This is a genomic window from Marinobacter sp. (assembly GCF_033722195.1).
GTDB lineage: Bacteria > Pseudomonadota > Gammaproteobacteria > Pseudomonadales > Oleiphilaceae > Marinobacter.
This window is the reverse complement of record NZ_JAWVZL010000125.1, coordinates 1-7,359: the sequence shown is the minus strand read 5'-3', so window position 1 is coordinate 7,359 and position 7,359 is coordinate 1. Positions and strand designations below refer to the sequence as shown.

Below are 7,359 nucleotides of genomic sequence, written 5' to 3'. Positions count from 1 at the left end.
TTCATCGGTGTTGGTGAAGCCGAGATCACGCAGCAGGTTCTTGATGATCCTGCGCATCGTGGAAAAGTCGTCCACGATGAGGATTTTCATGTTCTTGTCCAAAGGGACCTCCAGTTGATAACGCCCGGATGAATCATCTTGACCCGGTCCGGCTCACGATACCTGCCCTGCTTCAGGCCCCTGCGTCCGGCAGTCTGAAAGGAAGGTGATCGTGACCCCGTATGCTGCCACGGCAGCTGTCACACATCGCTTATTGTCTTGTTCGGCACCCGCTTGTAAAGCACTGGTTACCAAACACTACACAGTTACCGGCAACTGCAATCACCAGTCCGCCAGCCGGGCCCGCAGCCGCATGGCGGCCTGGCTGTGAATCTGGCTGACCCGGCTCTCACTGACGCCGATCACGGCGCCGATTTCCTTCAGGTTGAGCTCTTCCTGGTAATACAGGCTGAGTACCAGTTTTTCCCGCTCCGGGAGCTCGCCGATGGCCTCTGCCAGGCTGCGCTTGAATGCCTCCGAGGCAAGGCCCTCAAGCGGACTTTCCGATCTCTCTGATTCCTCTATCGGCAGCTCGCCGGATTCATTGAGCTCGTCGAGGCTAAAAAGTCGGCCGCTATTGGCGTCCGCCAGGCAGGCATGGTATTCGCTCAGGGTCATGTCGAGCTCGGCGGCCACGTCGGCATCCTGCGCCTCGGAGCCGGTTCGGTCCTCCACCGCCTTTATGGCCTGGGCAACCCGGCGGGCATTACGGTGCACCGAGCGGGGGACCCAGTCACCCTTGCGCATCTCGTCCACGATGGCGCCGCGAATACGGATACCGGCGTAGGTTTCAAAGGACGCGCCCTTGTTGGACTGGTACTTCTGGGCCGCCTCCAGCAGACCGATCATGCCGGCCTGCATCAGGTCATCAAGCTGGACCGATGCGGGCAGGCGGGCCAGCATGTGGAGCGCGATCTTCTTGACCAGCGGCGCGTGCTGTTCAACGAGGGCATGCGCCTCGCTTGCGCCAGTCTGGTGGTAAATTCCTAGGCCTTTCGCCAACGTCATGTTCCAGCTTTGTTGTTTGAGTGACTGTCAGGGGACCGGTCAGCGGCCTCAAAGACAAACACTGCCCTCAGGCCTGACGGTTCAGGCCTGGACCAGGCGTTCGACAAAGAATTCGAGGTGACCGCGGGGCGAGGACGGCAGTGGCCAGCTATCCACCTTCTCGGCGAGAGCTTTGATGGCCAGGGCCGCCTTGGCCCGGGGATAGGCATCCAGAAGCGCCTTCTGGCGCTGGACCGACTTCTTCACGGCCTCGTCGTAAGGCACCATGCCCACGTATTGTAGCCCAACGTCCAGAAACCGCTCGGTGACCCGGGTCAGCTTGCCGAACAGATGCCGGCCTTCCTGTTCGTTTCGGACCTGGTTGGCCAGGATGCGGAATCGGTTGGTACCGTAATCCCGGTTCATCAGCTTGATCAGGGCGTAGGCATCGGTGATGGACGTGGGCTCGTCACAGACCACCAGCAGCAGTTCCTGGGAGGCCCGCAGAAAACTCACCACGGCTTCCGAGATACCGGCAGCGGTGTCCACGATCAGCACGTCGATCTGATCCCCCAGTTCACTGAAGGCGTTGATCAGGCCGGCGTGTTCCATGGTGGACAGCTGGGTCATGCGCTGGGTGCCGGACGACGCCGGCACGATCTTGATGCCGCCGGGACCATCCACTAGTACGTCTTTTAGATCGCACTCGCCGGAAAGTACATCGGAAAGGTTGCGATTCGAGGTGATGCCCAGCAGAACGTCGATGTTGGCAAGCCCCAGGTCGGCGTCCAGCACCACCACCCGACGCCCCTTCTGGGCAAGGGCGATGGCCAGGTTGACGGAGATGTTGCTCTTGCCAACGCCGCCCTTACCACCGGTGACCGCGATCACCTGGACCGGATGTGCTTTGCTCATACTGGTTCTTGTCTCTTAACTCGTGTTATTGGCTGAGCCACCCTGCATCAGCGGTGAGGCACGGCTTGTTCAGGCGCCTTCGGCCACGGCCTGCTCACGCTGCAGGGCTTTCAGCCGCTCCACACCCAGCCGTACCAGCGGTATGGCCTCGGCATGGTGCAGGTCTTGGGGAATACGCTGGCCATCAGTGTAATACGCCACGGCCAGACCCGTCTCCACGGAAAAACCGAGAACTTCTCCCAGGGTGAGGGATTCGTCCAGCTTGGTCATCACGCAGCCTGCAAGCTTCGCCATCTTATAGCAATGCCACATGGATTTCATGATCCGGGGCTGGCTGGTGGCCGGCACCACCAGGTGTGAGCGGATACCGTGGCGGCTGTCCGCCAGTTCCCGCAGCTGCTCACCGTAGCCCTTGTCGGACTGGGTCAGGCCGGCGGTGTCGATCAGCACCAGGTGGCGATCGGACAGCTCGTCCAGGATACTGTCCAGGGAATGGCTTTCATCCACCACCCGTACCGGCACATTGAGGATACGGCCGAACACGAACAACTGCTCATGGGCCGCCACCCGATACCGGTCAGTGGTCACCAGCGCCAGGGAATCGGCACCGTGGCGCAGCACATAACGGGCCGCCATCTTGCCGATGGTGGTGGTCTTGCCGGAGCCGGTGGGGCCGACCAGCGCGTAGACACCGCCCTGCTCCAGCCATTCGGTCCTGGTGGTCTTGATGCCGGCGGCCAGGGTCTTGAGTGACTGCTTCCAACCCTCATCCATGCGGCCCTTGCCGTGACTGCGGGCCAGCGCCGAGGCCAGTTCGCGGGTCAGACCGAACTCCTCGAGGCGCTCGGTCAGGCGCTGCTGGATGGCATCCGCGGGGGTGGCTGCAGGAGCGACAGCGGCGGCCGGTGCATGGCCCTGGGTGACCAAGTCCCGCAGCGAGGAAATTTCCGCCCGCATATCGGCCAGCACCTGGGCCGGCAACACGTCGGCTGTATTTGAAGAGGCCGGTACGGGCTCCGGACGCCGGGCAGTGTAGCGCTCGCCCTCGTCGGCACGCTTTTGCCGGACATCGCGAATACGATCTCGGGAGCGGCCCAGCTCTTCCTCCAGGCGGCGGTGCTGGTCGGCCTGCAGTTCTGCCAGGCGGGAGCCGTTGGTGGCCTCCACGGCGGCGTCGCCGAGACGCTGACGGGCCAGGTTTTCGTCGTAATCCAGCGCCGTCACGATCTCGACGCCACCGTCCACCTTGCGGTTTGACAGGATCACCGCGTCGGCGCCCATCTGTTCGCGAACGCGCTTGAGTGCTTCCGCCATGGTGGGGGCAAAAAACCGTTTCACTTTCATACTGACTCTTCCTCCGCCGGTGACGGTCAAGAAACCGTCGCCCTGTGTTCAGCCTGGCGGGCGGACCGGGTTACTGGCCGACCGACGCCACAATCGTTATCTGTTTGTTGTCCGGCATTTCCTGGTACGACAGCACGTGCAGGCGCTCGATGCCGTAGCTGGCGAATTTCGCCATTACCGGCCTCAATGGGGCCGATACCAGCAGGATCGCCGGTTTGCCGAGCATCTCCTGGCGCTGGGCGGTTTCCTGCAGGGACCGCTGCAGCTTTTCCACCATGCCCGGCTCCAGCACCAGGCCGATATCGTCCTGGGCGCCGGATTGTTGACTCTGCTGCATGGACTTCAGCAATAACTGTTCCAACTCTGGATCCAGGGTGATAACCGGGATCTCGCTCTCGTTGCCACAGATGCTCTGGATGATCATCCGACGCAGCGATTGCCGGGCCGCGGTGGTCAGCACCTTGGGGTCCTGGCTCTTGGGATGGACGTTGACGATGGCCTCGGCGATGGAGCGCATGTCGCGGATCGGCACCTCCTCCCGCAACAGGCTCTGCAGCACCTTCAGCAGGATGCTGATGGACACGGTGGTCGGCACCAGCTCTTCCGCCAGCTTCGGCGACATCTTCTCAAGCTGGTCCAGCCACTTCTGGACCTCCTCGTGGCCCAACAGCTCGTGGGCATGTTTCTGCAGCACCTGGTTGAGATGAGTGGCCACCACGGTGCTGGCGTCCACCACGGTGTAGCCCAGGGTCTGGGCCTGGTCCTTGCGGTCCGGCTCGATCCAGCTGGCGTCCAGGCCAAAGGCGGGGTCCTTGCCCTCGATGCCCTCGATCTTGCCGAATACCTGGCCCGGGTCGATGGCCAGCTCCCGGTCCGGATGGATCTCGGCCTCGGCGATGGTCACCCCCATCAGGGTGATGCGGTAGACGTTGGGCATCAGGTCCAGGTTGTCGCGGATGTGAACCGAGGGCATCAGAAAGCCCAGGTCCTGGGACAGTTTCTTTCGCACACCCTTGATCCGGGTCAGCAGCTGGCCGCCCTGGGACTTGTCCACCAGCGGGATCAGCCGGTAGCCCACCTCCAGGCCCACCACATCCACGGGCGCGACATCGTCCCAGCCCAGCTCACGGGTCTCGCCGGGGGCCGGCAGCGCCTGCTGGCTGTCGCCGGACGGCCGGGCGCCGGACTCCTGGCTCGACGAGCGCGGCGCGCCGCTGCCACGGGCAGGATAGACGGAATCTTCCTCCACGGTCTGCTGCTGGCGCTTCCAGATCCAGTAGGCCAGGCCGGCGGAAATAAAGCCCAGGCCCAAGAAGGCCACGTGGGGCATGCCCGGGATCAGACCCAGGATGATCAGGATGGCGGCAGCGATGCCCAGGGCCCGGGGCGCGGTGAACATCTGCTGCAGGATCTGGCCGCCCATGTCCTGGCTGGAGGTAACCCGGGTCACCATGATGGCGGCGGCGGTGGACAGCAGCAGCGAGGGAATCTGCGCCACCAGGCCGTCACCGATGGTGAGCAGGGCGTAATTCTGGGTGGCGGTGTTGAAATCCAGGTTGTGCTGCATCATGCCGATGGCGATACCGCCGATCAGGTTGATGAACAGGATCAGCAGGCCGGCCACGGCGTCGCCCTTGACGAACTTGCTGGCACCGTCCATGGAACCGTAGAAGTCCGCTTCCTGGGCGATTTCCGAGCGCCGGTGCTTGGCCTCGTCCTGGTTGATCAGGCCGGCGTTGAGGTCGGCGTCAATGGCCATCTGTTTGCCCGGCATGGCATCCAGGGTGAAGCGGGCGCTGACTTCCGACACCCGGCCGGCACCCTTGGTGACCACCAGGAAGTTGATGATCATCAGAATGGCGAACACCACCAGACCGACCGCGTAGTTGCCGCCGATCAGTACCGCCCCGAAGGACTCGATCACCTTACCGGCGGCGTCGCCGCCCTCGTGGCCGTGCAGCAGGACGATCCGGGTGGAGGCCACGTTCAGGGCCAGGCGCAGCAGCGTGGCCACCAGCAACACGGTGGGAAAGGCGGCGAATTCCATCGGCCGCATGGCGTAGACACACACCAGCAGGATCACGATGGACAGGGTGATGTTGAAGGTAAAGAGCACATCCAGCAGAAACGCCGGCATGGGCAGGATCATCATGCCCAGCAGCGCCATCAGCAGGATGGGGATACCCAGACTGCCCCGCGTCAGGGATTTGACATTGTTCAGCACCAGGCTTCTGTCCATTCGGACTGGCTCTCCGCGTTTCGGCAATCGGCGGGTGTCAGCAGTCGGCTTTTTGACACCCGGATGGATTTTCAGGGGTGTGTCGCAATATCCATACCAGCCTCGCCCACCGACTCGGCAAAAACTTCACCAGCCAGTGCCTGACTGACCCCGGCAGTTACGGTATCCTGTCGCCCACTAACGATTCCGACCCCTGTCCACACTGTCCTGTTGATATAGGTGAACCATGCCCGTCCATGAGGTAAGACACCCCCTGATCCGTCACAAGCTGGGCCTGATGCGCCGCGCCGACATCAGCACCAAGAACTTCCGGGAGCTGGCCCAGGAAGTGGCGGCGTTGCTGACCTACGAGGCCACCCAGGATTTTCTGCTGCAGGAGGAAACCATCCAGGGCTGGGCCGGCCCGGTGACGGTGGAGCGCATTACCGGCAAGAAAGTCACCATCGTGCCCATCCTGCGGGCGGGCCTGGGCATGCTGGACGGCGTGCTGACCCTGATTCCCGGCGCCCGGGTCAGCGTGGTGGGCCAGGTCCGCAACGAAGAGACCCTGGAGGCCAGCACCTACCTGGAAAAGCTGGTGGGCGAGCTGGACCAGCGCATGGCCATCATCGTCGACCCCATGCTGGCCACCGGCGGCTCCCTGATCTCCACCGTGGACCTGCTGAAAAAGGCCGGCAGTACGGAGATCCGCGCCCTGGTGCTGGTGGCGGCGCCGGAGGGCATCGAGAGAGTGCGCAAGGCCCATCCCGACGTGTCCATCTATACCGCCTCCATCGACGAGCGCCTGAACGAAAAGGGCTATATCCTGCCGGGCCTGGGTGATGCCGGCGACAAGATCTTCGGAACCAAGCAGAAGGATGTCTGACATGACCGATCACACCCATGAGCCCGCCTGGCGTCAGGCGCTGTCCGGGGCCCAGATGCTGCTGGTGGCCTTCGGCGCACTGGTACTGATGCCGCTGATTACCGGCCTCGACCCGAATGTGGCGCTGTTCACCGCCGGTGTCGGCACCCTGATTTTCCACGTGGTTACCGGCGGTCAGATTCCCATTTTCCTGGCCTCCTCCTTTGCCTTCATCGCGCCCATTCTGGCGGCCAAGACCCGTTTCGGCCTGGAGGAGACCCTTGGCGGCCTGATGGCGGCCGGCCTGCTCTACATTGTTCTCAGCGGCGCCGTCAAACTGAAGGGTACGGGCTTCATCAACCGGCTGCTGCCGCCGGTGGTGATCGGACCGGTGATCATGGTGATCGGCCTGTCACTGGCGCCGGTTGCGGTCAACATGGCGTCCGGCCGGGCCGGCGACGGCAGCGCCCAGCTGGTGCCCTACGACACCGCCATCGTGATTGCCATGATCTCGCTGGCGGTCACCGTAGCGGTGGCGGTCTGGGCCCGGGGCCTGCCGCGGCTGGTGCCGATCCTGTTCGGGGTGGTGGTGGGTTACCTGCTGTCTGCCTTCATGGGGATCGTGGACACCAGCGGTGTCGCCGAGGCGGCCTGGTTCGCGATACCCAATTTCGTGGCGCCGGCGTTCAGTGCTTCCGCCATCCTGTTCATGCTGCCGGTGGCCATTGCCCCGGCCATCGAGCACATCGGCGACGTGCTCGCCATCGGCAGCGTCACCCGCAAGAACTACATCAAGCAGCCCGGCCTGCACCGCACCCTGCTGGGTGATGGCCTGGCCACCAGTACCGCCGCGGCCTTCGGCGGACCGCCCAACACCACCTACTCCGAGGTCACCGGTGCGGTCATGCTGACCCGCAACTTCAACCCCAGGATCATGTGGTGGGCCGCGGGCATTGCCATTGTGCTGGCCTTTGTCGGCAAATTCGGCGCG

At 63.5% G+C, this 7,359-nt stretch carries 6 protein-coding genes and 1 pseudogene; 2 read left to right on the top strand and 5 right to left on the bottom strand.

All coding sequences use genetic code 11. The features are described from left to right. The 5 genes and pseudogenes from R3280_RS15130 to flhA form a co-directional block, all read right to left on the bottom strand. Positions 1–102: pseudogene (locus R3280_RS15130) on the bottom strand (response regulator); the annotation flags it as partial. A 219-nt stretch (positions 103–321) separates the two neighbouring features. Continuing rightward, entirely contained in the window at positions 322–1,047 is a 726-nt protein-coding gene (locus tag R3280_RS15125) for an RNA polymerase sigma factor FliA (RefSeq protein ID WP_318999446.1), read from the bottom strand. 81 nt (positions 1,048–1,128) lie between these two features. Next, the gene (locus tag R3280_RS15120; protein ID WP_318999445.1) at positions 1,129–1,941 is read right to left on the bottom strand and encodes a MinD/ParA family protein; all 813 of its coding nucleotides are present in this window, start codon (positions 1,939–1,941) and stop codon (positions 1,129–1,131) included. A 69-nt stretch (positions 1,942–2,010) separates the two neighbouring features. Continuing rightward, positions 2,011–3,285 carry a flagellar biosynthesis protein FlhF gene (gene flhF / locus R3280_RS15115; RefSeq protein ID WP_318999444.1) on the bottom strand — a complete coding sequence of 425 codons (1,275 nt, stop codon included), beginning with the start codon at positions 3,283–3,285 and terminating at the stop codon, positions 2,011–2,013. Positions 3,286–3,355: 70 nt separating this feature from the next. Further along, positions 3,356–5,524, bottom strand: a complete 2,169-nt coding sequence (gene flhA, locus R3280_RS15110; protein ID WP_318999443.1) for a flagellar biosynthesis protein FlhA — start codon at positions 5,522–5,524, stop codon at positions 3,356–3,358. A 226-nt stretch (positions 5,525–5,750) separates the two neighbouring features. On the opposite strand from flhA, the gene upp reads away from it, so the two are divergent. Together upp and R3280_RS15100 are read left to right on the top strand one after the other, a co-directional pair. After that, positions 5,751–6,389, top strand: coding sequence for a uracil phosphoribosyltransferase (gene upp / locus R3280_RS15105; RefSeq protein WP_318999442.1), 639 nt, complete (start codon positions 5,751–5,753; stop codon positions 6,387–6,389). 1 nt (position 6,390) lies between these two features. Further along, on the top strand, positions 6,391–7,359 hold a 969-nt coding region (locus R3280_RS15100; protein WP_318999441.1), incomplete at its 3' end, for a uracil-xanthine permease family protein.